The sequence below is a fragment of the Actinomycetota bacterium genome, assembly GCA_030774015.1.
In the GTDB taxonomy this organism is placed as follows: domain Bacteria; phylum Actinomycetota; class UBA4738; order UBA4738; family JACQTL01; genus JALYLZ01.
In genome coordinates this window covers 54,137-77,834 of the sequence record JALYLZ010000026.1, presented here as the reverse complement: position 1 = coordinate 77,834, position 23,698 = coordinate 54,137, and the positions used below count along the sequence as shown (strand labels likewise).

Sequence of the window (23,698 nt, the reverse complement as noted above, 5' to 3'; positions counted from 1 at the left end):
TCCCCCTCCTCAGCTCAGCGGCCGGTGAACCGGGGCGGGCGCTTCTCCAGGAATGCGCGCACCCCTTCCTTGAAGTCTTCGGACGTGGCGGCCTCGGCCTGGGCCACGGCCTCTCGCTCCAGCGTCTCCGCCAGGGTCAGGCCCGGCGTCTCGGCCAGCAGGCGCTTCGTCGAGCCGATGGCCCGAGTCGGCATCGCCGCCAGGTTGGTGGCGTACCGCTCCAGCTCCGTGGGGAAGTCGTCGGCCGGCACCACGCTCGTGACCAGGCCGATGCGGAGGGCCTCGGCCGAGTCGACCTGCTCGCCGGTGATGGAGAGCTCGAGGGCCTTGGCCACCCCCACGGCTCTCGGGAGCAGCCAGTTCCCGCCGGAGTCGGGCACCAGGCCGATCTTCACGAAGGCCTGGAGGAACCGGGCCGCGTCGGAGGCGATGCGGACGTCGCACGCCAGCGCCAGCGACAGCCCGGCGCCCGCAGCCACCCCGTTCACGCCCGCCACCACCGGCTTCGGCAGTTCCACCAGCGCCGTGATCAGGCGGTTGTAGCCGCTCCGGAGGTGCTCGCCGACGTCGAGGGCCCCGGAGCCCCGCTCCGCGAACTCCTGGAGGTCCTGCCCGGCGCAGAACCCCCGGCCCTCGCCGGTGATCACCAGGCAGCGGATCTCGGGGTCCTTCTCCACGCGCGCCACGGCGTCCAGGGCTTCGGCGGACAGCGCCGTGGTGAGGGCATTCAGGCGCTCAGGGCGGTTCAGGCGGATCCAGGCCGTGCCCTCGCGTTCCTCGTACAGGATCTGCTCGTACGTCACGCCTGCCCCCTCGGTGGACGCCAGAACGCGCCTCGCCGGACGTAGCGTTGCACGAACCGGGCTCGCCCGACGATTTCATCCGCCCTCAACACCTGATGCTCGGTCACGCATTCCCGCTCGTCCACGGCCACGACTCGCGCTGTGACGGCGAGGTGGTCGCCCACCTGCGCCAGGCGCCCACCTGCGCCAGGCGCTCGTGGGTCAGCTCGATGCGATAGCCCGCCGCGTCCTCCTCGGCCCCGAGGTGCCGGTCCACCAGCAGGCGCCCGCTCTCCTCCACGTGCAGGACCATCCAGGCCGTGCCGTACACGGGATGCATCTCCCGGCCGAACAGCCTGGCGGTCATGTCCTCGGTGACGGTGACCCAGACGGTGGCTTCCTCGCCGACCTCCGGCCGCCCCATCGCCGAGCGGTCAGTGGTTCGCGTTGGCGCCGCGGATGGCCCGCCACACCCGCTCCGACGTGAGCGGGAGGTCGAGGTGGCGGACCCCGAGGTGCGACAGCGCGTCGATCACCGCGTTCTGGACGGCGGGGGTGGAGCCGATCGTGGCCGCCTCCCCGATTCCCTTGGCCCCCAAGGGATTCAAGGGGGTCGGCGTCTCGGTGTGCGCCGTCTCGAACATCGGCAGCTCGGCCGCGCTGGGCACCGCGTACGCCATGAGGTTCGCCGTGAGCGGGTTCCCGTCCTCGTCGTAGAGGATTTCCTCGAACAGGGCCTGCGCGATGCCCTGAGCCAGTCCGCCGTGGACCTGTCCATCGGCCAGGAGCGGGTTCAGGATTCGCCCGGCGTCGTCCACGGCGACGTGCCGCCGGAGGCGCACGCCTCCCGTTTCCATGTCGACCTCCACCACGGCCACGTGCGTCCCGAACGGGAACGTCCCGCCGCCCTGCTCCACGTCGCCGTAGGCGGCGCAGCCCGGTTCCATGCCCTGGGGAAGGCTCGCCCCGTCGGCCGCCGCGGTCGCGATCTCCCCCCAGCTCAGGGAACGCTCGGGCGCGCCCACGATCCCGATCCGGCCGTCGGCGTGGACGACGTCCTCCACGTTGACCTCCAGGAGGTGGGCGGCGATGCGCCTGGCCTTCTCCACGACCTCCTGCGAGGCCGTCAGCACGGCCGGCCCGGCCATCTGGAGCGACCGCGATCCCCAGGTCCCCTCGCCGCGGGGGAGCAGGCCGGTGTCGGAATGCACCACCTGGATGCGGTCGAACGGCACGCGGAGTGTCTCCGCCGCGATCTGCGCCAGCGACGTCTCGTGGCCCTGGCCGTGCGGCGAGATCCCCGTGGCCACGGTGACCGTGCCGTCGGGGTGGACCTCCACCGATCCATACTCGCTGACTGGAGCTGAGTCCGAGGCGGTCACCTCCACGTAGGAGGCCATGCCGACGCCCAGCTGGACCCGGTCGTCCCGCTCGCGCCGTTCCGCCTGCTCCTTTCGCAGTTCCTCGTACCCCGCTAGGCGGAGCGCCTGGTCCAGCGCTTCCTGATAGGAGCCGGTGTCGTAGGTGGCGCCCGCGGGGGTGGTGTAGGGGAACTGCTCGGGGCGGAGCAGGTTGCGGCGGCGAAGCACCGCGGGATCGAGGTCGAGCTCGACCGCCAGCATGTCCATGGCCCGTTCCAGCAGCGCGGTGGCCTCCGGCCTGCCCGCGCCGCGATACGCGGACACGGGCGTCGTGTTCGTGACCACGAGGTCCGCACGGAAGTCCACCCGCGGGATCCGGTATGGCCCGGTCGCCATCAGCCGCGTTCCGGTCACGATTTCGTCGTTCGCCCCCGGATACGCGCCGCAGTCGGCCACCACCCGGACCCGGATGCCGGTGAGCGTCCCGTCGCGGCGCGCCGCCAGTCCCACGTCCTGAACCTGGCCCCGGCCGTGGGTCATGGTGACCATGCTCTCGGAGCGGGTCTCCACCCACCGGATGGGCCGTCGCAGCCGGAGGGCCAGGGCCGCCGCCACGACGTGCTCGGCACAGGAGTAGATCTTCGCGCCGAACGCGCCCCCCACCGCCGGCGCGATCACGCGGATCCGTTCCTTGTCCAGGCCGACCGCCGGCGCCAGCTCCTCGCGAAGCCAAAACGGCGCCTGGGTGGACACCCACACGGTCAGGCCGCCGTCGGCCTGCGGGATGGCCAGGATGGCGTTCCCCTCCATCGGCGCCGGAGCCACCCGCTGGTTCACGAACCGCGCGCGGACCACGACCTCCGCGCCGTCCAGCGCGCCCTCTTCCCCGCCCTCCAGCGTCATGGCCACGTTCGTCCCATGGTCGGGGAACAGCGCGGGTGCCTCGGATCGGACGGCCTCGGTGGGGTCGATCACCACCGGCAGCGGTTCGTAGTCCACGGCCACCAGCTCCGCGGCGTCCATGGCCTGGGCCCGGGTCTCGGCGATCACCACGGCCACCGGCTCGCCGGCGAAACGGACGGTGTCGGCGGCGAGCACCGGCCGCCACATGCCCTCGGGAACCTTCTTGGAACGCCACATCGGCTCGAGGCCGAGGTCCGCCGCCGTGGAGACGCCGGCCACGCCCGGCATCCGGGCCGCTTCCTCCGTGTCGATGCCGAGGATGCGCGCGTGGGCCGCGTACGCCCGCACGAACACGGCGTGCAGCGCGCCGTCCGCGGGAAGGTCCTCCGTGTACCGGGCGGCGCCCGTGATGAACCGTTCGTCCTCCGCGCGGGGAACCGCCCCGCCCACGACCGGCGCGTCCATCGTCTCCATCGTCGTGCCGGAGCCTACCCGGGCGTGTTGCCGGGTGGCACGGGCGGCCGTACAGTCGACCGCGATCGGGGAGCTCGGGCGCACCGGGCTGAGAGGGCGACTTGGTGGTCGCCGACCCTTGGAACCTGATCCCGGTAATTCGGGCGGAGGGAGCGAGCATGGCGAGCGTCACGGAACGGCTGGAGCGGATCCTCCAGCGCGAGGCCCCCACCGTGGGCATCCGGCCCGTCCCTCCGGAGCACCGGAGGCTGTCCGGGCTCGACTTCGCGGTGCTGTGGGGCGACCTGTCGGTGGGGCTGCTGGTGATCCTGACCGGTGCGCTGCTGGTGCCCGCGCTCGGGTTCCGCGAGGCCCTGCTCGCCATCGTCGTGGGCTCGCTGCTGGGGTGCGTGCCGCTCGCCCTGGTGGGGGTGGCAGGAGCCCGCGAGGGGTTGCCGACCATGGTCCTGTTCCGGCCGGTGCTGGGGACGCGGGGGTCCTACCTGCCGAGCGCCCTGAACATCGCGCAACTGGTGGGGTGGACCGGGTTCGAGTTCTGGGCCATGAGCCTCGTCGCCAACCGCGTGCTCCATCTCGGCTACGCGGTGTGGCTGGCCGTGGTGGCGGTGGCCTGTACCGCCCTGGCCCTGGGCGGGCCGATCCTGGTGATCCGGAGGTGGCTGGAGCGGTTCGGGGCCTGGGTGGTGGGAGCGGTCGGGCTGTGGATCACCATCCGCCTGCTGACCACCGCGAGCCTCTCCTCCATCTGGAGCTCGCGCGGCGCCGGCGGCTACCCGGGGCACTTCTGGCTGGCGGTCGACCTGGTCGTCGCCATGCCGGTTTCCTGGCTTCCGCTGGTGGCGGACTACAACCGGTTCGCCCGGCGCGGAGCCTCGGGGGCGGCCGGCACCTACGCGGGGTACGCCCTGGGGAACATGTGGTTCTACGCGCTGGGTGCGCTGCTGGTCCTCGGCGCGGGGTTGCCCCAGTTCGCCACGCCCGCCGACCTGGCCACGGCGATCGCGACGCTGGCCGGCGGAACGATCGTGCTGCTGACGCTGCTGGTGGGGGAGACCGACGAGGCCTTCGCCGACATCTACTCGTCGGCGGTGTCCAGCCAGAACCTGGCGCCGCGGATCCCCCAGCGAGGCGCCATCGCGGCCGTGGCCGCCGCCGGCGTGGCCCTGGCCGCGTGGCTGGGAGGCCGGCCGGACCTGGCCGTGGGCGACTACGAGTTCTTCCTGCTGCTGCTGGGCTCGGTGTTCGTCCCGCTGTTCGGGGTGTTCGTGGCGGACTACTTCGTGCTGCGACATCGAGTCCACGATGCGGCCGACCTGTTCGACCCGGACGGAGGGCCCTCGGGGCGGGTTCCCCGCCTGCGAGCCAGGGCTTTGGTGCCGTGGGCCGCCGGGTTCCTGCTGTACCAGTGGTGCGTCGGCTCACAGCTGGCCTGGTGGAACGACGCGATGCGCACGCTGTTCCATAGCTGGCTACACCTGCCGTTCCCGCTGTGGAACTCGGCGTTCGGGGCCAGCATCCCCAGCTTCGCCGGGGCGCTGCTGCTGTCGCTGGCGGTGCTGCCGCGGCGGCGGACCGAGGAGCCTGCCGGCGCTACCCGCTGACCGCGTGCGGCGTCGGCGGAGGAGCCGCCACCACCAGCAGGACCGTCGGATCGGCCGATGCGCTGGTCACGGTGACCTCGGAACCCGCCGGCGCCAGCGCGACGGACCACTGCTTCAGCCGCTTCCGGCTCCGGTCGACCTGCACCACCGCCTCGCCCGCCACGACCACGAACACGGCGTCGGCGCCCGGATCGCCCATCGGCCCGGCCTGCTGGTTCGCCTCCAGGCAGATCACCTCGGCCCACAACCGCTCGCTCTCGAACAGGTCGGACCGAGCCGGCCCGTCCTCCGAGAAGCGCACGAGGTCGCGGATGTCCCTGGTTTCCACTCGAAGCGAAGACTAACTGAGGTCAGGTTTCGGCTGTGTCCTGGGGCCGAAGGGGTCAGGCGGCTCGATGCGCTGGCCCCGCGCGTTCATCCAGATCGATCCCCGATCGGTCTCCCCCCGCCGGACATGCGGCACCCTATGGGACTCGGAAGAGCTCGACTCGGGCTTGATGTCCGCCGGCTCTGGCGAGGCGTCCGTCGCAGGTGATCAAGGGGACGCCCAGGGCCTCGGCGAGCGCGATGAAGGCCGCGTCGTACGCCGTCAGGTTTCGGCGGCGCTCCCACATTCGGTCCGCCAGCGGATGGTGCGGGTATCGAACGAGCGCCATATCGGCGAAGTCCCCTCGAGCCTCGGCAGCTCTGTCCTCGGTGAGCTTCCGTGTGGCAACCAGCCGCCGGAGTGCGTGGAGGAACTCCACGTCGAGGAGATGGGGCGCATGGAGATCGCCGTCGTTTCGTAGACGGACGGTCAGTGCCTCGCTCGGAGGGCGCGCGGCCAGCGCGGCGATCACCGCCGAGGTGTCAACGACGATCACGTCCGGTCGCGGCCAGATCGGACGGCGTCGACGATGCTGTCCAGGGTCGCGCCGCCGTGTCGCGTCTCGGCGCGAGAGAGCACGTCCGCCAGGGGAGGGCGCTCGGCCACCCTGACCACCTCAGCCAACAGGTAGTCGGAGAGCGAGAGCCCGGCAGCTCCTGCGCGGGACTTCAACGTACGGTGAACGTCGTCGGGCACGTTCCGGATCTGGATCGTTCGTGCCACGGCTGCCATCCTACAAGCAGATCTCATGTCTTGCATGCAACCTGCATGCGATGGCCAGGCCCCTTGGGTGGAGCCGGGTGCGGTTCGAGCCACGCGCGCCGTCGCCGCGGGTCACACCACCCCAACCGGATAGACTGAGCGCCCCGAGCCGATCTGAGGGAGCCTGGTCATGCCGACGTTTCAATTCCGTACGACATCGCCCGCGGAAGCTGATGCCGACGTCCTGGTGTTGCCGATCTTTCAGGGGCCGGAAGCCGGGCCCGGGGTCCGGGAGGTGGGGGCGGCGCTCGACGCCGACCTGGCCGCCCTGTGTCGGGACAACGGCGTGCGGGGCCGCCTCGGCGAGGCGCTGACGGTTCCGACGCTCGGGAAGCTCCCCGCGAAGACCGTGCTGCTGGTGGGCCTGGGGCCCAAGGCGGAGGCCACCACCGACACGCTTCGGCGGGCAATGGGCCGGGTGGCCCGCCGGGTGGTCAGGTTCGCCACGGCCGCCACGACCTTTCCGCAGGCCGCCGGAAGGAGCGCCACCGACTCGGTCCAGGCCACGGTGGAAGGGCTGCTGCTGGGGTCTTACCGGTTCACCCGCTACAAGACCCGGGAGGACGAGGAGTCGGGCGAGCCGTCGGCTCTGGCCACCGTCACCGTTCTCGGCCCGGCCCGGTGGGACGCCAAGGAGGTGAAGGAGGGCTTCCGCCGCGGCGAGATCGTCTCGGAGTCGGTGGCCTGGGCCCGAGACATGGTGAATGCGCCGGCCATCGACGCCACACCCGACCACCTGGCCCAGGAGGCGGAGCAGATGGCGGCCGAGGTCGGCCTCCAGTTCAAGGTGTGGACGGAGCAGGACCTCGCCGACGGCGGGTTCGGCGGTGTGATCGGTGTGGGGCAGGGCAGTGTGAACCCGCCCCGGTTCGTCGAGCTGACCTACAAGGCCGGTTCCGGCCCGCCCATCGCCCTCACCGGCAAGGGCATCACGTTCGACTCGGGCGGCCTGTCCATCAAGGACGCCAAGCAGATGGAGTGGATGAAGTCCGACATGGGCGGGGCCGCGGCCATGCTTGCGGTGATGCGTTCGATCGCGCTGCTGAAGCCGAGAGTGGGCGTCATCGCGGCGATCCCGTTCTCGGAGAACCTGCCGGGCGGCGCCTCCATCCGGCCGGGCGACGTGCTGAAGCACCGCGGAGGCAAGACCTCCGAGGTGCTGAACACCGACGCCGAGGGGCGCCTGGTGCTGGCCGACGCACTGGCCTTTCTGTCCGAGCAGAAGCCTCGCGTGCTGATCGACGCCGCCACGCTGACCGGCGCGTGCATGATCGCGCTGGGCGACGAGATCTGGGGCGTCATGGGCAACGACCGCACGCTCATCCGTGACCTCATCTCGGCCGGCGAGGCGGTGGGGGAACCGGGATGGGAGCTCCCGCTGTGGAAGCGGTACCGGGAGAAGATCCGCTCGCCCATCGCCGACGTGAAGAACATCGGCGACCGGTGGGGCGGGGCCATCACCGCGGCCCTGTTCCTGGCGGAGTTCGTGGGCGACACGCCGTGGTGCCACATGGACGTGGCCGGGACGGCGTTCCACGAGAAGGCCGGGGACTACTGGCCGAGAGGGGCCACGGGCTCGCCGGCCCGCACGGTGATCCGCTACATCCTGGATCAGGCCGCACGGGACGGGAAGGCTCGGAGCGCGTCGAGAGCCCGGGCCCGGGCGGGACGCTAGGGCCCGCCTGTGACAGACGAGCCGCCCGCCGGTCCCGCCCTGGCCTGCTTCGCCCACCCCGACGACGCGGAGATCTCCTCGGGGGGGACGCTGGCCAAGTGGGCGGCGGCGGGCCGCGACGTGCACCTGCTGGTCCTGACCAACGGCGACCGCGGCTCGAACGACCGGGACGAGGACCGCGAGGCCCTGGCCCGGACCAGGGCCGAGGAGAGCGAGGCCGCCGGCCGCGTGCTCGGTCTCTCGACGGTTTACATCCTGGAGACGCCGGACGGCGAGTTGGAGAACACACCGGGGGTACGGGCCGCCGTGGCCCGGCGGGTCCGGGAGGTGAAGCCCGCGGTGGTGGTGACCTGCGACCCCACCACCTGGTTCGTGGGGAACCGCTACATCAACCACTCGGACCACCGCACCGCCGGCGCGGTGACGGTCGATGGGGTGTTCCCGAGCGCCGGCAACCCCCTGTTCTTCGCCGAGCAGCTGGCCGAGGGGCTGGAGCCGTGGAACGTGCCGGAGGTCTGGCTGGCCTGGTCCACCCAGCCCAACCACGACGAGGACGTCACCGGCTTCCTGGACACGAAGATCGCCGCGCTGGAGGCGCACGCCAGCCAGGTGAAGGGGGATATGCTGGGGTTCTTCAAGGAATGGCTGCCCCTCGAGGCCGAGGAGGCCGGTCGCCGCATCGGCGTCCGGCACGGCGAGTCGTTCCGGCGCCTCATGCTGGGATGAGCCCGGCGATTTCCCCTGGCCTTTCCCGGGCATCCCGGGCATAATCCGCGAACGTCGAAAGGGGGAAGACATGGCACATCCGAACGAGGAGCTCGTCCGGAAGGGATACGCCGCGTTCCTGGGCGGCGACCTGGCCGCGCTGAACGACCTGTTCGCCGACGACATCGTGTGGCACGCGCCCGGAAACAACCAGCTCTCCGGCGACTTCCACGGCAAGGACGAGGTCTTCGGGCAGTTCGCCAAGGTGTTCGAGCTGACCGGGGGCACGTTCACGCTGGAGATCCACGACGTGATCGGCAACGACGAGCACACCGTGGTGCTGGCCCGGGCCACCGGCGAGAAGGACGGCAAGAAGCTCGACGACAACAGCGTGCAGGTCTTCCACATCACCGGCGGGAAGGTCACGGAGCAGTGGCTGTACCCCGCCAACCAGCAGGCCACCGACGAGTTCTGGGGTCAGTAGCCCGCGGCGCAGGGATCAGCGCTGGGTCTGGGAGTCCTGGGCCGTCCAGCCCGGCGGCTTGGTCCCCACGGCCAGCAATACCTCGCGGAAGTCGGTGAGCGGGTCCGGGAACCGTTCCCGGAACGTGGCCCGGGCCCGTTCCCGGAACGACTCCCAGCCCTCGGGGCCGAGCATGTCGCGGACGAACCGGCCGGAGGCGGCGGTCTCCCGGGTCTCCACGTAGTCCTCCAGGGACATCCGGAACCGGTACTCGCGCCGCTCCACGCGCACGGGATGGAGCCCGGCGTCGCGCAGGGTCTGCTCGAGCATGCGGGGATCGCGGAACCGGCCCTCCCACGGCATGGCCCGCTCCAGCGCGTCCTGCATGAGCTCGTGCGCCACGACCTCCTCGGTCAGCGAGCGCCACGTCGCCTGGAACTCGTCGTCCGCCCCGGCCCAGGCCGTCACCGCCAGCCGCCCCAGCGGCTTCAGGACGCGGAGCATGTCGAACAGCGCGGTGTCGTACTTCCGGAAGTGCGACAGCACGAAGTTCGCGGTGACGACGTCGAACGTGCCGTCGTGGAAGGGGAGGTCGATGGCCTCGGCGGCCACCAGCCGGATGGCGGGCCTGGCCGCGGCGCCCACGCGGAGCATGCCGATCGACGGGTCGACGCCCACGGCGACGCCGTCCGACCCCACGGCCTTCTCGCCGGCCTCGACCCCCACGCCGGTTCCCGTTCCCACGTCCAGGGCGCGGCCGCCCGAGGGCGGATCGGCCAGCGCCATCAGGTCCGCCGCCACCTCCGCCGTCCGGGGCGCGGACACGCGCTCGTAGGTCTCCGCGACCAGGTCGTAGGAGCGCCAATCCGGGGAGCCGTGCCCTCCGTTTGCATCCGGCCGCGACGAGCCGGGTACGATGCCCGAGGACCGGTCCGACCGGTCCGACCGGCCCGACTGGCTGCGGGAGCGGCGATGGAAAAGCCCAGGCATGGGGGACACCTTATCGCGCAGGCGCTCGTGAACGAGGGCGTGCGGTACCTGTTCACCCTGTCCGGCGGGCACATCGCGCCCATCTACGACGGGTGCGTGGACCTCGGCATCGAGGTGGTGGACTTCCGCCATGAGCAGGCCGCCGCCCACGCGGCCGACGGGTGGGCCAGGGTCACGCTCGGCCCGGGCATCGCGGCCGTTACCGCCGGCCCCGGCGTGACCGACGCCGTGACTGGTATCGCCAACGCCTTCTACGCGAACTCCCCGGTCCTGGTGCTGTCCGGGAAGAACCCGGTCTTCGAGTTCGAGATGGGTTCCCTCCAGGAGATGGACCAGGTCACGCTGGTGTCGTCCATCACGAAGTGGGCCAAGACCTGCTACGACACCCGGCGCCTGGGCGACTACACGACCACGGCGCTCCGCCACGCCATGTCGGGGCGCATGGGGCCGGTGTTCCTGGACGTGCCGCTGGACGTCCAGTTCAACTCGGGCGCGGGGGTCGACGTTCCCGTGGGCTATCGGACGGATGCCCGGCCCCTGGGCGACCCGGACCTCGTGCGGCGGGCGGCCTCGCTGCTGGGCGAGGCCGAGCACCCCGTGATCTTCGCGGGGGCGGGCGTGCGGTGGTCGGGTGCCCACGAGGCGCTGGCCGCGCTGGCCGAGGCGGTGAAGGCGCCGGTGTTCCTGAACTCGCTGGCCCGGGGATGCCTCCCACCCGACAACCCCTATTTCTTCTCCGCGGCGAGGAAGCAGGCCCTGGGGAAGTGCGACGTCCTGCTGGCCCTCGGCGTGGACTGGGACTTCCGGCTGGGGTTCGGTCAGCGGAACTTCGCCCCGGGGGTGCGGGTGATCCAGGTCGACGTGGACGGCGTGCACATCGGCCGGAACCGCCCGGTGGAGGTCGGGATCGTGGGCGACCCCGGCGCCGTCATCGCCCAGCTGCTGGAAGCGGGCGTGGGCAGCGCGGAGGAGCGCGCGTGGACCGAGGAGATCCGGGGCGAGGAGCAGCGCCTGGAGGCGGCCGCGGAGGATGGCATGAACGCCGACTCGGTGCCCATCCATCCGCAGCGCTTCGCCCGAGAGATCCGCGACTTCCTGGATCCCGACGCCGTGGTGGTGGGCGACGGCGGCGACATCGTGGGCATCAGCGCGTCGATCCTCCCGGCGCGCTATCCGGGCCACTGGCTGGACCCGGGCCCGTTCGGGTGCCTGGGGGTGGGGCCGTCCTTCGCCATCGCCGCGAAGCTGGCCAAGCCGGACAAGCAGGTCCTGATCGTGTACGGCGACGGCTCGTTCGGGCTGAACGCGATGGAGTACGACACCGCCATCCGCAAGAAGCTCCCGTTCGTCGGGATCATCGGCAACGACGGGGCGTGGGGGCAGATCAAGGTGGCCCAGGAGGCGCTGTACGGGCAGGGCAACGCGCCCGCCGCCGACCTGGGCGACGTGCCGTACGAGCGCATGGTGGAGGGCCTGGGCGGGTACGGCGAGCGCGTGGAGAAGCCCTCCGAGATCCGCCCGGCCCTGGAGCGCGCCTTCGCCTCGGGCGTCCCCGCCTGCATCAACGTGCTGGTGGACTCCTCGCTGATGAAGCGCAGCTCGTACCTGGGATGAGGACGGGATGAGAGCGGACGACGAGTTCTCCCGGGAACCTCGGGGCGGCCGGCGCAAGCGGCTCAAGGCGGGGCGGGGCAAGCTGTCCCGGGAGGACCGCCGCGGCATGAAGGAGTTCTTCAAGTCCCGGGTGGGCGTGGAGTCCTACCTCGAGCCCGCCGCCCTGGACCGGCAGCGCTCGGTTGCCCTGGTGGCCTCGGACGGGGAGTGGCTGCGCTTCGCCCTGCCCGACGAGGTGTCGTTCCGGCGCTTCGCCCAGAAGCTGGGGCTGCCGGTGTACGACGCCGCCGTCCTCGGCTACCCGAAGCGGATGAAGGAGTACCGCCGGGACCAGGAGTAGGCCGGACGGCCGGCCCGCCGAGGGGCCGCGCCGGCCGCGCCGATCGCCTCCGGCGGAATTTGTCGACATTTCTGGATCACCGGACGGCAAAGTCTCCCCAACGCCGGAACCCGGAGCTACGCTGCCCGGGTCCTGGAGGACGTGGCGGGCGTGGCGGGCATGCGATCGGGCCGGCGGAGCAGGCAGACCGACGCTGCCGCACGCCCTCCGGGGCGTGGCCGGCTGCGGCTCGCGGCGCTGATCGTGATGGCCGTGCTCGCTGCCGGGTGCGGCACCTCACCCTTGCTCGACCGGACCTCGCCTCGCGCGTCCAGCCCGTGCCCGGCGGCCTCCATGCGCAACGCGTCGGAGCTGGGCTCCGTCGCATACGTCCGCTCCGGGGCACTCCACATCGTCGACGTGGGCACCTGCGTCGACCAAGTCCTGGTTCCCTCGGGCGCCCGGCCGCCGGTGGCGTTCAGCCCGTCCGGCGGCTGGATCGCCTTCGGGAGCGGAAGCGTGGTGCCCGCCGCCGGGGGAACGGTGGTGCGTTCGCTGGGCGGACCCGCGGTCTCCTGGGAATGGTCGCCCGCCGCCGACCTCCTGGGGGGCGTCACGCCGGAGGGCGGTCTGGTGGTCGGCGGGCCCCACCGGCCACCCCGGGACCTGTACCCGGACGGGTCGGCGGTCGTGGGATTCCGGTTCAGCCCGACGGGACGTGGGGTCGCCGTCGACGTGGCGGGCGAGAGCATCGAGGTGGCCTCGGTGGCCTCGGCTTCGGGGCACACCGCGTACCGGATTCCGCCCGACCAGCCCGCGGAGCTGCAGGTGGCCGGGTGGTCACCCGACGGCCGGTGGATCCTGTTCTGGCGGAACGCGGGCCGTTCGGCCTCCGCGGCCTCCGACGGCCTGCCCCTGGAGGCCGTGCCGGCGGAGGGCGGCGACGCCGTGGAGGTCGCCGGGTCGATGCTGCTGTACCCGGACTTCCTGACTTCCTGTGGCGACACCCTCGTCGCCGCGGTGGGAGCCGATCGGTACGTGACCGCGGGCAAGGCGCTCGTGGGCCTCGGCCCTCCGGGCTGGAAGGCGGTGGACCTGTTGGCCGACCCCTCGCGGAGCTGGTTCTGGCCGGCCTGCTCGCCCGACGGCACGTGGGTCGCGGCCACGGCGACGCGGAACGCTGAGGAGCGCCGCTTTGGCGTGGCCGACCGCACGATCTGGCTGCTGGCGGCCGACGGCTCGTCCCGGCGCCGCCTGGTCGGGGCGGACGGGGACGACGTGGCCGACGAGGCTCCCCGATGGTCGCGGGACGGGCGGTGGGTGCTGTTCGTGCAGCGGGAGCGCCGGCCGAACGCGGCGGGGACCCTGGAGCTGGCTCGCGTGGACGGGACGCACGCCGCGGTGACCGGCCCGGTGGCGACGCTTCCCGCCGAGGTCGGGTACTACGGCCACTACGGGTGGCTGGCCGCGAGCGACTGGTATCAGCCGGCCGGCTGACCCGTCGCCCCGATCTTCTCGAGGAACTTCCGGCGCTGGACCACCACCCGCACGTGCCGTCCCGTCGCGACGTCGCCGCTGGGTTCCGACACCCGGACCTCGAACGTGAGCCGGCGACCGTCCACCTCCACCAGGTGCGCCGCCGCCGTGACCGTCGTCCCCACCGGCACGGCGGCGTCATGGGAAAGCTCGATGCGCGTGCCCACGGAGATCTCGCCGTCGCCCAGCCTGCCCTGGACGGCCCGACACGCCGCGGCTTCCACCAGCGCGACCACCGCAGGTGTGCCCAGGACCGGGACGTCACCCGACCCCAGGGCCGTCGCGGTCATGTCCTTCGTGACGGTCCGCTCGACCGTCCCCTGGAGTCCCGGTTCCAGCATCCCCGCCCTCGTGTCCTCGGACCCCCCGATAGGCTGTTCGGCGCGATGAGCATGCCACGAACCCGTGCGCCCCAACGGATGGCGGGATGAAGGGCCCCGCGGGGGTGCTGGCGCTGGTCCTGGCGGAGACCGTGGCGGGCGGAGCCGCCTTCCTGTTCCTGACCCCGCTGTGGCGGGAGGTGAAGCGGGGGTTCTTCAAGCTGACCGGCGCGCTGCTGGTGGCGCTGGGGGTGGCCACGTGGGGCGCGATCGGGGCGGCTCGACAGGCCGGCGACGTGGCCGGCCGGTGGTCGTGGTGGCTGGCCCTCGTCTTCGCCGGCATCACCCTGGTGTGGCTGGTTCTGCTGTTCGCCCGGGCCATGTTGGCCGCGCGGATCGGGGGGTTCCTGTCGCTCGGCGTGGCCGTGGCCATGCTCGTCGAGCTGGCCGGAACCGCGGAGGGGTCGCACGTGGTCTCGCTGCTCCAGCTCCTGGCGGGGTCGGTGTTCATGGGCGCGGTGCTGGACGGACTGCTGCTCGGCCACTGGTACCTGACCGACCGCGGGCTGTCCCGCGGGCCGATCAACCGGTTCGCGATGGCGCTGCTGGTGGCGGTGGTGCTGGAGGCGGCGGCCGTGATCGGCGGAGGGTTCGGGCCGCTGGCGAGCTCCGCGCAGTTCAGCCCGCTGCTGACCACCGCCGGGCTGGCCTCGTGGCTGGCCCTGGGGATGGTGGCGGTGACCGCGCTGATCGCGGTGATGATCCGGCTGACCCTTCGCGGGACCCGGGCCACGGCGGTCCAGGCGGCCACCGGGTTCTTCTACCTCGCGGTCATCACGGCGTTCGCCGGCGAGCTGGCGGCGAAGGTCCGGTTCCTCCCGTAGGCCCCCATGATCACCGCCATCGTCGTGATCGGGGGGGTCGCGGAGGCCGCGGCGTGGTGGTTGGTGTGGCGCCGGCGGGTCAGCGTGTGGGTGGCGCCGGGGCCGGTGCTCGCCGCCGCGGGGCTGGCCGCCGTCGCCACCGGGAAGGTCTCCCTGTGCCCGGCGGTCTCTGGGGCCGTGGCCGTTTCGGCGGGGGTGGGAGCGGGCGTGGCGCTGTTCGGGGCGACCCGGGTGTTCGTGTGGGCCGTGGAGCGAGCGTGGCCAGCGTTCCGGCGACACGCCGAGGCCATCTACGACCAGCGGGGAGGCCTTTCGGTGCCGGCGGCGGTGGGGGCGGCGCTGGTGGTCGTGGCGGGCGAGGAGCTCTTCTGGCGCGGGCTGGTCCAGGGAAGGCTGTCGCAGGCGGTGGGCCGGACGGGAGGAGCGCTCGCCGCGTGGGGCGCCTACTTCGCGGCCAACGCTCCCAGCGGAAGCCTTCCCATCCTGGCGGCCGCGGTGGTCGGCGGCGCCGTGTGGGGAGTGCTCGCCTTCTGGACCCGGGGGATCCTGGCGCCGCTGCTGTGCCACGCCGTGTGGACCTCGTTCATGATCGCGTTCCCGCCGGACGGCAGCGGCCCCGCCGGTCCCGACGACGCCGCGCCCGCCGGTCCCGCCGCCCCTCCGCCCGAGGCTCGAACCTCGTGATCCGGCCCCTGCCGCCGGAGGTCGCCTCCCTGCTGGACCGGGGCGCGCTCTGCCACCTGGGCCTGCGGACCACGCGGGGGATGCACGCCACGCCGGTGGTGTACACGGTGTCTGATCACTCGCTGTGGGTCACCACGGCCCGTCGCTCGGTGAAGGCCAGGACGTGGCGGGCGGACCCGCGGGTGGCGGGCCTGGTCCGGACGGAGGAGGGGTCGCTGGTGTTCGGCGGGACCGTGCGCACGTACGACCTGCTCGACCCGACGACGTGGATGGCCTCCGCGGCGAGCGCCCACCGGATCACGGCCGCCGCGGTGGCGTTCACCACGAGGAACGCGCGGTTCTTCGCCGGGTACGCCGTCGATGCCCGGAAGGTACCGCTGAGCTGGACCCCTCCCGGGCGGGTGTTCGCCCGGGTGGACCTGGAGCGGATCGCGCTGGTGGGCGCGGGCGGCATCCGGACGTGGGGCCGGTTCAGCCCGCGCGTGGGGAGCCACGAGTCGTTCCGTGCCCCGGCGCCGCCGGACCGGGCCGCGCTGGACGGGGTCCCCGACGAGGTCCGCGACCGCGTCGGGGTCGGAGGGCCCGCTGCGCTCGCGCTGGGCGGGCGGCACGGCCCGCTGGTGATCCCGGCCTCGTGGCTGCTGGACCGGGGTTGGCCGTACGCGGCCGTTCCCCAGGCCACGCTGGCGCTCGCGGGCGTCGACGCCGACTGCCCCGCATCGCTCACCGTCGACCACGCCTCGACGTGGCGGGCCAGCGCCATGACCGGCGTCCTGTTGCAGGGAACCGCGTCGATGTTCGTCATCGGCCGGCTGCGGTCAGGTGGGCGGTCCGCCTCGGCGATAGCGAAGCGGGCCGGCCTCGACCCCGAGGGCGCCGCGGTGATCCGCCTGAACACCGAGCGAGTTGTGTGGTGGAAGGGCTGGTCCGGGGGTACGGTACGCCAGGCGTGATTGACCCAGTTGATCACCATGGACGTCCGCCCGTCGTGAGCGAGGCACGTGAGCGAGGCAAGGGTCACCGTGAACGTTGATGCGCCGCCGGAGCGCGTGTGGGCCGCCATCTCGGACCCCCGAAACCTCTCCCGATGGGACCGCCACATCACCAAGGTGGAGGGCGTTCCCGAGGACGGGCTGAAGGTGGGCGTGCGCTACTCCACCGAGCTCCGGTTCATGGGCGTGGCCGGCGTGGTGGACGCCGAAGTCCTGGAGTGGGACCCGCCCCGTTCCTCGAAGATCCTCCTCCGCGGGTTCATCGAGGCGGTCGTGTACACGCGCGTCGAGCCCCTCCCGCACGGCCGGAGCCGCATCGTCCATGAGGTGCGGTACGGGTTCCGAGGCGGCCCGGTGGGGGGCTTGGCGGCGCGAGCCATGCGCCTGACCGGTGGCCCGCAGCTGGTGCTTCGGCGTGGGGCGCTGGCCCAGAAGCACCACATCGAATCCGGATAAGCCCGGGGGCGCCGCGCGCTGGAGCGCCCGAAGCCCTGGGCCACCCCTCAGGAAGGCTTGTTCTTCTCCGGTTTCGGCTTCGGCTCCTGGTCCGGGCGGTGGCGGAGGCGGACCTGCTTCCCGGGCCTGCCGATCAGGTAGCCCACGACCCCTCCCAGGATGGCGCACGCGAGCATGACCCAGATGAGCCGGTTGTTGGCCGTGAAGAAGACGTAGTGGATCTTCACCCGCTCGGAGTTCTGGATGATGAACACGATGAGGACGACCGAGATGAACAGCGCCACCAGGAGCTTGGCCACGCGGCGCTGGCGCGACTTCTGGAGCTCGTGGAGCTGGTCGCGGTCGTGCTGGAGCTCCGGGTCGTCGGCCCCGGGCGGCTGATCCCCCTCTCGTCGCATCGGTTCCTCCCCTCGGGCCGCGGCGCTGGCGCGGCGATTCTCGCACACCCCGGCGTTGCGCCGACCTCGCCGGGCGGGTTCAAATCGCCGGCGTGAGCATCGACCGTGAGGCGTTGCAGCGCGCGGGAACCCTGGCCGCCGTCGCCATCGTGGTGGAGCGGCTGTCGTCCTCCCGGCCGGGGATGAAGGTGGACCGGCGCCTGTTCGGCATGGTCAACGCGGGTCACGGGAAGGCGCCGGACAGGTTCTTCGCCGGGCTCACCGAGCTCGGCTCGATCACGGCCTCCCTGTCCGCAGGAGCCGTCCTGGCCGCCCGGGGGCAGGTTCGGGTGGCCGCCAGGGCGGTGGGTGCGGCCGGCGCGACGTGGGTGGCCGGGCAGGCGCTGAAGCGCCTCTACCTGCGTGTCCGTCCGTACGACGCACTCACCGTCCGCCTGCTGATCGGGAGGCCGCGGGGGACCTCCTGGCCCAGCTCGCACCCCGCGGTCCTGCTCTCGTTCCTCACCGTGGCGGGGCGCGAGCTGGGGCTGCCGGGCGCCGCCCGCATCGGGCTCGCCGGGCTGGCCGGGCTGGTGGCCACGTCGCGGGTGTACCTCGGCGTGCACTTCCCCTCGGACGTCGTGGCGGGGATGCTGCTGGGCCGGGCGATGGGGCTGGCCGCCCTCGCAATCCGAGGGTCCGGCGATACAGTAGGCGCGTGATCGACCTGCTTGCCTCGCTGTCGTGGCCGGTCCTGGACCGTGTCCACTTCGGCAGCAGATTCGCCATCTCCCCCCACGGCGTGGGGATCGCGTTCGGGTTCCTGCTGGGATCGTGGTGGGTGCTCCGGGAAGGCCCCAAGCGCGGCGTGAAGGAGGAGCACGCCAGCTCGATGCTGTTCTGGGCCCTGATCGGCACGATCGTCGGGGCCCGGTTCTTCTACGTGATCGCGCACCTCTCGGAGTTCAACAGCTTCACCGACATGCTGAAGATCTACAACGGCGGGATCAGCCTGATCGGCGGCATCGTCGGGGCCATCGCGTTCGCCTACCCCGTGATGCGCCGGCACCACTACCGGTTCTTCCAGGTCATGGACAGCGCCGCGATCGGACTGCCGTTCGGCATCTTCGTGGGGCGGATCGGCGACCTCGTCATCGGGGACCATCTGGGGAAGCCCACCAGCGTGCCGTGGGCGTTCGCCTACGACGGCGGGCATCTCTCCGGGTTCTCGTGCACGGGGAACGTGTGCACCGAGACCCTCCTCCAGGGCCTGCACCGCCACACCCTGGAGATCACCCCGCACGTGGCGCGGCTGATCTATCCCACCGGCGTGGTGCAGACGGGGAACGGGGTCCACCAGACCGCGCTGTACGACTTCCTGATCGCGGGGTCGCTGTTCCTGTTCATGTACCTGGTCATGGCGAGCAAGCCCCGGCGGGAGGGCGTGCTGATCCTGACGTTCACCATCTGGTACGGGATGGGCCGGGTCATCACGGACTTCCTCCGGGTGGACAAGCGGTTCTTCGGGCTGACCGGCAGCCAGTGGAGCACGGCGGCCCTCGCCGCGATCTCGACGTTCGTGCTGGTGCAATGGGCCATCCAATCCAGGCGCCCGCCTCCGCCCCCACCGGGCGCCGAGGAGTCCGCCGGTGCCGCGACCACGTCGTTCACCCCGCCCCCAGAGCCGGGAGCTCCGACATGAGCGAGCGGGCTCAGCGGCTCGTAGTGGTGGTGCTCGTGCTGGTGGCGGTGGCGCTGGTGTTCGTGGCCTCCGCGGTGAAGTCCTACCTGCCCCTGTTCTTCGTGTGGGTCCCACAGCTGGGCATCCCCGTGTTCCTGTCCAGGGCGTCAGGGCAGCCGCCGGCTCCACCGGCCGAGGGCCACGAGGAGTCCTGACCGGGGAGCTGCTCGAGGGCATGTCGATTGTCCCGGCGGTCCGGGCGCCATAGCCTTTCCCCCATGCGCGCCTGCTCGAGCTGCGGACGGGAGATCGACGGCGATGTCGTCTTCTGTCCCCATTGCGGAGCCGCGCTGGCCTCGGCGCCGGCGCGGGAGCAGCGGAAGACCGTGACCGTGCTGTTCTGCGACGTGACGGGCTCGACCTCGCTGGGCGAGTCGATCGACCCGGAAGCGCTCCGCGGCCTCCTGGCCCGCTACTTCGAGCGGATGAAGGCGATCGTCGAGCGCCACGGGGGGACGGTGGAGAAATTCATCGGCGACGCGGTGATGGCAGTGTTCGGGGTGCCGGCGGCGCACGAGGACGACGCGCTCCGCGCCGTGAGGGCGGCCATGGAGATGCGTGAGGCGCTCCCGGGGCTCGGCGTCCAGGCCCGGATCGGCGTCAACACCGGGCAGGTGGTCACCGGCACCGAGGAGCGGCTGGTGACCGGCGACGCGGTGAACGTGGCCGCCCGACTGGAGCAGGCCGCGGCGCCCGGGGACGTGCTGATCGGGGCTCCGACCCTCGCCCTCCTTCGGGACGCGGCCGACGTCGAGCCGGTCGAGCCCCTGGAGCTGAAGGGCAAGGCTCGGCGCATGCCCGCCTACCGGCTCCTGCGGGTCCATGAGGCACCGGAGCGCTCCCACGGGGCTCGGTTCGTGGGGCGCGGGCGCGAGCTGACAACGATCCGGGAAGCCTGGGAACGGGTCCAGGCCGGGCGCCTCTGCGAGCTGGTGACGGTGACCGGGGAAGCCGGGGTCGGCAAGTCGCGGCTCATCGCCGAGACCCTCGCCTCGCTGGAAGCGACGGTGGTCCGCGGCCGCTGTCTTCCCTACGGAGAGGGGATCACGTACTGGCCGGTGGTCGAGATCCTGAAACAGCTGGCCGTGCAGCCGGAGGACGCCGCCGCCGCGACGTCGATTCGTTCGCTGCTCGGCCAGACCGACGCGGCGACGTCGGCGGAGGAGATCGCCTGGGCGTTCCGCAAGACCCTGGAGCGGGCGGCAGCGGACCGGCCGGTCGTCGCCGTCTTCGACGATATCCAATGGGGGGAGGAGACGTTCCTCGACCTGATCGAGCACGTCGCGCTGCTCTCCTCGGGGGCCCCGATCCTGGTGCTCTGCATGGCCCGGCCGGAGCTCACAGATCGCCGCTCCGGGTGGCCCGTCACATTTCGTCTGGAGCCACTGGGTGACCAGGAGGTCGACGAGCTCCTCCCCGAGCGCATCCCGAACGAGCTGCGCACCAGGATCGCGAGCGCCGCCGGCGGCAACCCCCTGTTCATCGAGGAGATGCTGGCCATGTCCGGCGAGGCGGACAGCGAGGTGGTCGTCCCGCCGACGCTGCACGCGCTACTCGCGGCGCGTCTCGACCAGCTCGAGCCGACAGAGCGCACGGTGCTCGAGCTGGGCGCGGTGGAGGGCGAGATCTTCCACCGGGGAGCCGTCCAGGCATTGGCGCCGCAGGAGACTCGGGTCACTCCGCGCCTGGCCGCGCTCGTCCGCAAGGAGCTGATCCGGCCGGACCGGGCACACCTCCCCGGCGAGGACGGCTTTCGGTTCCGGCACCTGCTGATCCGGGACGCGGCCTACGAGGCCCTGCCGAAGGCGACTCGAGCCGAGCTGCACCGGAACTTCGCCTTCTGGCTTGAGGAACACGGCACCTCGCTCGTCGAGCTCGACGAGGTCCTGGGCTACCACTTCGAGCAGGCCCACTGGTACCGCGAGGAGCTCGGCCTGCCCGTTGACGGCGAGCTGGCGGCCGCAGCGCGGCGCCGCCTCACCGCCGCCGGCCGCCGCGCGTACCGGCGAGGTGACTACCGAGCAGCGGTCAGCCTGCTCGAGCGCGCCGCGGCGCTCCTACCCCTGGCCGAGATCGATCTCCTCCTGGAGACCATGCTCGCCGACGCCCTGTTCGAAGGGGGCCGCGGCGCCGAGGCGATCCGACGGGCCGAGGCGACGGCCGAACGCGCCTCGGCTGCCGCTGATCGGGTGGGTGAGCTGTGCGCGAGGATCCTCGTGGGCCGGTTCCGAATGTCCCTCGAGCCGGAGGGTGCCGCCGAGGCGCTCGCCGCTCTCATCGAGGAGGCCCTCCCCGTATTCCAGGCTGCCGGCGCCCACCTGGCGTTGTACGTGGCGTACTACGCCCTCGGCTATGTGGAGCTGAATCGCGGCCGCGCGGATGCCGTCGTGGAGGCGCTCGATCACGCGTTCGCCCACGCTCAGGGGGTGGTGGAGCTGCCGGCGGCGATCTCGGCGTGGAGCTCGGGCGGCCGTCTGTACGGCACCATGCCTGTGCCGGAGTTGCTCGCCTGGATGGACGAGCAGGAAGCTTTGAGAGGTCCGGACCCCTTGGTCCGCCGGGATCGCGCACAGGCGGTGGCCATGCTGGGTCGCTTCGACGAGGCCAGGGAGCTGATAGCCGGCGTCCGATCGGAGCTTGCCGACCGCGGCGCAGGCATCCAGCTCGGGGCGACGCTCTGCGTGTCGTTCGTTGAGGTCGAGCTGCTGGCCGGCGATCCGGTCGCCGCTGCGGAGCTCGGGGAGGAAGGGTGCAGGCTCCTCGACGAGCTGGGAGAGCGCGGCTTCCTGTCGTACGCGGCCGGGTTGCTGGGGGAGGCCCTCTACGAGTTGGACCGTCTCGACGACGCCGACAGCTGGGCCAGCCGGGGGGCGTCGCTCGGCGGGAGCGACGATGCGTCCACCCAGATGCTGTGCCGGCGGGTGCGGGCGAAGGTGCTCGTCCGCCGCGGCGAGCACGACGAGGCGGAGCGGCTAGCCCGCGAGGCGGTGGCGATCGGCCGGGGGACCGACATGCTCGACGACCAGGGCGACACGCTCGTCGATCTGGCCGAGGTCCTCTCGCTCGCCGGCCGGCTCGAGGAGGCAGCCGAGGCGCTGGAACAGGCGGTTGTGCGGTTCGAGCTGAAGGGAAACGTCGTCAAGCTCGCGCGCACGCGCGACCGGCTGGCGAGGGTGCTGGGGGAGGCGGCCCGGTAGGTGGGCGCGGTCGATCTCTTCTCTCTGAAGGGAACCCGTTTGCGGCCTCTGTTGTCCCTTGGTCGCGGGTCCACGATCGCTCCGAGGGAGGCGGCATGGGGCTGGGTGGCGGATGGCGCGTGCTACTTGTGCCGGCGGCGGTGGTCGGGATGCTCGCCGCCGGGACCGTCCTCGGGACCGTGCCGGCGCTGGCCAAGGGCCAGCACGCCGGTCCCCCGCATGCATGGCGATGCCCGGTCGGCGGCGACCCTTACTGCCCGGCGGGCCACCTGACCATGGTGGGGACGGGACTCGACCGCCCGGTGACCGTCGCCGGTCGTGACTTCTGGACGGTCCTGTACCTCACCGGCGCGGGGTACCGTCCGTACGGCTACGCGGAGCCCTCCCAGCCGTCACCGTCTGGCCTCGGGCCCAGGTACCGGGCAACCTACACGGTGGAGCCGGAGCACGGCCCGACGCTCTCGATGACCCAGGACCTGTACCCGTACGCCCCCAGCATGGCGTGGGCGTTCACGTCCAACGGCCAGCGGTTCCGGAGCGACATGGGCGCGTTCACCACACCGGGCGGATGGTGGCACTCCGCCGCGCTGCTCGAGGTCCTCACCGCCCACGGACTGCCGGCCACGGCCCCGGCCGGCGCTTCGGGAACCGCGCGTGCGGCCGGCGCGCTCGCCGGTCCTGGTTCGAACGACGGGGCCGGCTCCGACGGACCCGGCAGCCCGGCCGGCAGCCCGGGGGGACCGGGCCGGATCTGGATCGGCGTCGCCGCGCTGGCCGTGCTCCTGCTGGTGGCGGCCCTGGCCGGTCGCCCCCGCCGGATCGCCGCGGAAGCCCGGCGATGAGGCTGCTGGGTCGTTCCCTGCTGGCCGGTGCCGCCGCGGCCGTCCTCCTGGCCGTGACGGCGCCCGGCGCGCTGGCCAAGGGGGCGGGAGAGCTCGCCGGGGGGAGGGCCGTGGTCACCGGGCCCGGGCTTGCCGCCCCCATCGTGATCCGTGGGAAGGACCTCGGGAAGATGCTCGAATGGATCGGCCCGGTCGTGCCCCGGCTGTTCGAGCCCCGCTGCTGTGTCCGCTTCATGTCTCCGCGCCCGGCCCGGCTGGGCCCCCGCTACGAGGTGCGGTACGAGCTGCGATGGCGACCCCGGGGCGGGTCCGGACGGGGCGCGGTCACGGTGCTGACCATCCGGCAGGACCTCTATCCGTACTCCCCGAACGAGATCATCCACCTGCCGGTGCCGTGGGTCTTCACGCCCGCCGGCCAGACGCTGACGGTGGGGGACAGGACCCACCGGGTGGACTCGAGCTGGATCGACTCCAGCCTGGTCTTCGACCTCCTGGTGGCGAGGGGACTGCCGGCGAAGGCGCCCCCGGCGCCCGCTGCCGAGGCATCGGCGCGAGGGGGCGGTGGTCCGGTCATGGCGGTGGGACTGGCCGCGCTCGGTGTGGTGCTGGTGGGCGGCGCGCTGGCCGCCCGGCGTTCCTCTCGCCTGCCTTGA

General features: G+C 72.3%; 26 protein-coding genes and 1 riboswitch. Of the genes, 17 read left to right on the top strand and 9 right to left on the bottom strand.

Features of this window, described 5'->3' with window-relative positions; all coding sequences use genetic code 11:
* Positions 1-14 precede the first annotated feature (14 nt).
* The 3 genes from M3Q23_02010 to M3Q23_02000 form a co-directional block, all read right to left on the bottom strand.
* Positions 15-803 (bottom strand): enoyl-CoA hydratase-related protein, encoded by a 789-nt coding sequence (locus M3Q23_02010; GenBank protein MDP9340886.1) that lies wholly within the window; start codon positions 801-803, stop codon positions 15-17.
* Positions 804-906: 103 nt separating this feature from the next.
* Complete coding sequence (locus M3Q23_02005) at positions 907-1,206, bottom strand: hypothetical protein (GenBank protein ID MDP9340885.1); 300 nt, start codon at positions 1,204-1,206, stop codon at positions 907-909.
* A 10-nt stretch (positions 1,207-1,216) separates the two neighbouring features.
* Positions 1,217-3,511 carry a xanthine dehydrogenase family protein molybdopterin-binding subunit gene (locus M3Q23_02000; protein ID MDP9340884.1) on the bottom strand — a complete coding sequence of 765 codons (2,295 nt, stop codon included), beginning with the start codon at positions 3,509-3,511 and terminating at the stop codon, positions 1,217-1,219.
* Between the two features lie 64 nt (positions 3,512-3,575).
* Positions 3,576-3,689, top strand: a riboswitch (TPP riboswitch).
* Here M3Q23_02000 and M3Q23_01995 point away from each other — a divergent pair.
* Complete coding sequence (locus tag M3Q23_01995; protein ID MDP9340883.1) at positions 3,679-5,121, top strand: cytosine permease; 1,443 nt, start codon at positions 3,679-3,681, stop codon at positions 5,119-5,121. It overlaps the preceding riboswitch by 11 nt.
* Here the strand turns inward: M3Q23_01995 and M3Q23_01990 are convergent.
* The 3 genes from M3Q23_01990 to M3Q23_01980 all read right to left on the bottom strand — a co-directional run bounded on the left by M3Q23_01990 (position 5,111) and on the right by M3Q23_01980 (position 6,211).
* On the bottom strand, positions 5,111-5,449 hold the full coding sequence (locus M3Q23_01990) for a cupin domain-containing protein (GenBank protein ID MDP9340882.1): 339 nt from the start codon (positions 5,447-5,449) through the stop codon (positions 5,111-5,113). The genes M3Q23_01995 and M3Q23_01990 overlap by 11 nt on opposite strands.
* 136 nt (positions 5,450-5,585) lie before the next feature.
* Positions 5,586-5,984, bottom strand: coding sequence for a type II toxin-antitoxin system VapC family toxin (locus M3Q23_01985; protein ID MDP9340881.1), 399 nt, complete (start codon positions 5,982-5,984; stop codon positions 5,586-5,588).
* Positions 5,981-6,211: a hypothetical protein gene (locus tag M3Q23_01980; GenBank protein ID MDP9340880.1), complete on the bottom strand. Its 231-nt coding sequence runs from the start codon at positions 6,209-6,211 to the stop codon at positions 5,981-5,983. Before M3Q23_01980 ends, M3Q23_01985 begins: the two co-directional genes overlap by 4 nt.
* Positions 6,212-6,380: 169 nt before the next feature.
* Here M3Q23_01980 and M3Q23_01975 point away from each other — a divergent pair, with 169 nt between their 5' ends.
* The 3 genes from M3Q23_01975 to M3Q23_01965 all read left to right on the top strand — a co-directional run bounded on the left by M3Q23_01975 (position 6,381) and on the right by M3Q23_01965 (position 9,114).
* Entirely contained in the window at positions 6,381-7,925 is a 1,545-nt protein-coding gene (locus M3Q23_01975; protein MDP9340879.1) for a leucyl aminopeptidase, read from the top strand.
* Between the two features lie 9 nt (positions 7,926-7,934).
* Positions 7,935-8,651: a PIG-L family deacetylase gene (locus M3Q23_01970; GenBank protein MDP9340878.1), complete on the top strand. Its 717-nt coding sequence runs from the start codon at positions 7,935-7,937 to the stop codon at positions 8,649-8,651.
* Positions 8,652-8,721: 70 nt separating this feature from the next.
* Positions 8,722-9,114, top strand: coding sequence for a nuclear transport factor 2 family protein (locus tag M3Q23_01965; GenBank protein ID MDP9340877.1), 393 nt, complete (start codon positions 8,722-8,724; stop codon positions 9,112-9,114).
* A 15-nt stretch (positions 9,115-9,129) separates the two neighbouring features.
* Here the strand turns inward: M3Q23_01965 and M3Q23_01960 are convergent, their stop codons facing one another.
* Entirely contained in the window at positions 9,130-10,083 is a 954-nt protein-coding gene (locus tag M3Q23_01960; GenBank protein MDP9340876.1) for a methyltransferase domain-containing protein, read from the bottom strand.
* Here M3Q23_01960 and M3Q23_01955 point away from each other — a divergent pair.
* The 3 genes from M3Q23_01955 to M3Q23_01945 all read left to right on the top strand — a co-directional run bounded on the left by M3Q23_01955 (position 10,066) and on the right by M3Q23_01945 (position 13,513).
* Positions 10,066-11,697 (top strand): thiamine pyrophosphate-binding protein, encoded by a 1,632-nt coding sequence (locus M3Q23_01955; GenBank protein MDP9340875.1) that lies wholly within the window; start codon positions 10,066-10,068, stop codon positions 11,695-11,697. The two genes, M3Q23_01960 and M3Q23_01955, sit on opposite strands and share 18 nt — an antisense overlap.
* A 7-nt stretch (positions 11,698-11,704) precedes the next feature.
* Positions 11,705-12,037 (top strand): oxidoreductase, encoded by a 333-nt coding sequence (locus tag M3Q23_01950; protein ID MDP9340874.1) that lies wholly within the window; start codon positions 11,705-11,707, stop codon positions 12,035-12,037.
* 141 nt (positions 12,038-12,178) lie between these two features.
* Entirely contained in the window at positions 12,179-13,513 is a 1,335-nt protein-coding gene (locus M3Q23_01945) for a hypothetical protein (protein ID MDP9340873.1), read from the top strand.
* On the opposite strand, the gene M3Q23_01940 is transcribed toward M3Q23_01945, so the two are convergent.
* A complete protein-coding gene (locus M3Q23_01940; protein MDP9340872.1) occupies positions 13,498-13,893 on the bottom strand; it encodes a thioesterase in 396 nt (131 codons plus the stop codon). The two genes, M3Q23_01945 and M3Q23_01940, sit on opposite strands and share 16 nt — an antisense overlap.
* A gap of 86 nt (positions 13,894-13,979) precedes the next feature.
* Between M3Q23_01940 and M3Q23_01935 the strand changes: the two genes are divergently transcribed.
* Genes M3Q23_01935 through M3Q23_01920 form a run of 4 tightly spaced genes read left to right on the top strand, consistent with a single transcriptional unit; the run spans position 13,980 to position 16,888 of the window.
* The gene (locus tag M3Q23_01935) at positions 13,980-14,756 is read left to right on the top strand and encodes a hypothetical protein (protein ID MDP9340871.1); all 777 of its coding nucleotides are present in this window, start codon (positions 13,980-13,982) and stop codon (positions 14,754-14,756) included.
* Between the two features lie 6 nt (positions 14,757-14,762).
* Entirely contained in the window at positions 14,763-15,440 is a 678-nt protein-coding gene (locus tag M3Q23_01930; GenBank protein ID MDP9340870.1) for a CPBP family intramembrane metalloprotease, read from the top strand.
* Positions 15,437-16,393 carry a hypothetical protein gene (locus M3Q23_01925; protein ID MDP9340869.1) on the top strand — a complete coding sequence of 319 codons (957 nt, stop codon included), beginning with the start codon at positions 15,437-15,439 and terminating at the stop codon, positions 16,391-16,393. The genes M3Q23_01930 and M3Q23_01925 overlap by 4 nt, the downstream gene beginning before the upstream one ends.
* A 48-nt stretch (positions 16,394-16,441) precedes the next feature.
* Positions 16,442-16,888 carry an SRPBCC family protein gene (locus M3Q23_01920; protein MDP9340868.1) on the top strand — a complete coding sequence of 149 codons (447 nt, stop codon included), beginning with the start codon at positions 16,442-16,444 and terminating at the stop codon, positions 16,886-16,888.
* 47 nt (positions 16,889-16,935) lie between these two features.
* Here the strand turns inward: M3Q23_01920 and M3Q23_01915 are convergent, their stop codons facing one another.
* Positions 16,936-17,286: a LapA family protein gene (locus M3Q23_01915; protein ID MDP9340867.1), complete on the bottom strand. Its 351-nt coding sequence runs from the start codon at positions 17,284-17,286 to the stop codon at positions 16,936-16,938.
* A gap of 92 nt (positions 17,287-17,378) precedes the next feature.
* Between M3Q23_01915 and M3Q23_01910 the strand changes: the two genes are divergently transcribed.
* The 6 genes from M3Q23_01910 to M3Q23_01885 all read left to right on the top strand — a co-directional run bounded on the left by M3Q23_01910 (position 17,379) and on the right by M3Q23_01885 (position 23,698).
* Positions 17,379-17,987: a phosphatase PAP2 family protein gene (locus tag M3Q23_01910; protein MDP9340866.1), complete on the top strand. Its 609-nt coding sequence runs from the start codon at positions 17,379-17,381 to the stop codon at positions 17,985-17,987.
* Positions 17,984-18,967, top strand: coding sequence for a prolipoprotein diacylglyceryl transferase (locus M3Q23_01905; protein MDP9340865.1), 984 nt, complete (start codon positions 17,984-17,986; stop codon positions 18,965-18,967). Before M3Q23_01910 ends, M3Q23_01905 begins: the two co-directional genes overlap by 4 nt.
* A complete protein-coding gene (locus M3Q23_01900) occupies positions 18,964-19,161 on the top strand; it encodes a hypothetical protein (protein ID MDP9340864.1) in 198 nt (65 codons plus the stop codon). Before M3Q23_01905 ends, M3Q23_01900 begins: the two co-directional genes overlap by 4 nt.
* 63 nt (positions 19,162-19,224) lie before the next feature.
* A complete protein-coding gene (locus M3Q23_01895) occupies positions 19,225-22,203 on the top strand; it encodes an AAA family ATPase (GenBank protein MDP9340863.1) in 2,979 nt (992 codons plus the stop codon).
* Positions 22,204-22,298: 95 nt separating this feature from the next.
* Positions 22,299-23,045, top strand: a complete 747-nt coding sequence (locus M3Q23_01890) for a hypothetical protein (GenBank protein MDP9340862.1) — start codon at positions 22,299-22,301, stop codon at positions 23,043-23,045.
* Positions 23,042-23,698, top strand: a complete 657-nt coding sequence (locus M3Q23_01885; GenBank protein ID MDP9340861.1) for a hypothetical protein — start codon at positions 23,042-23,044, stop codon at positions 23,696-23,698. Before M3Q23_01890 ends, M3Q23_01885 begins: the two co-directional genes overlap by 4 nt.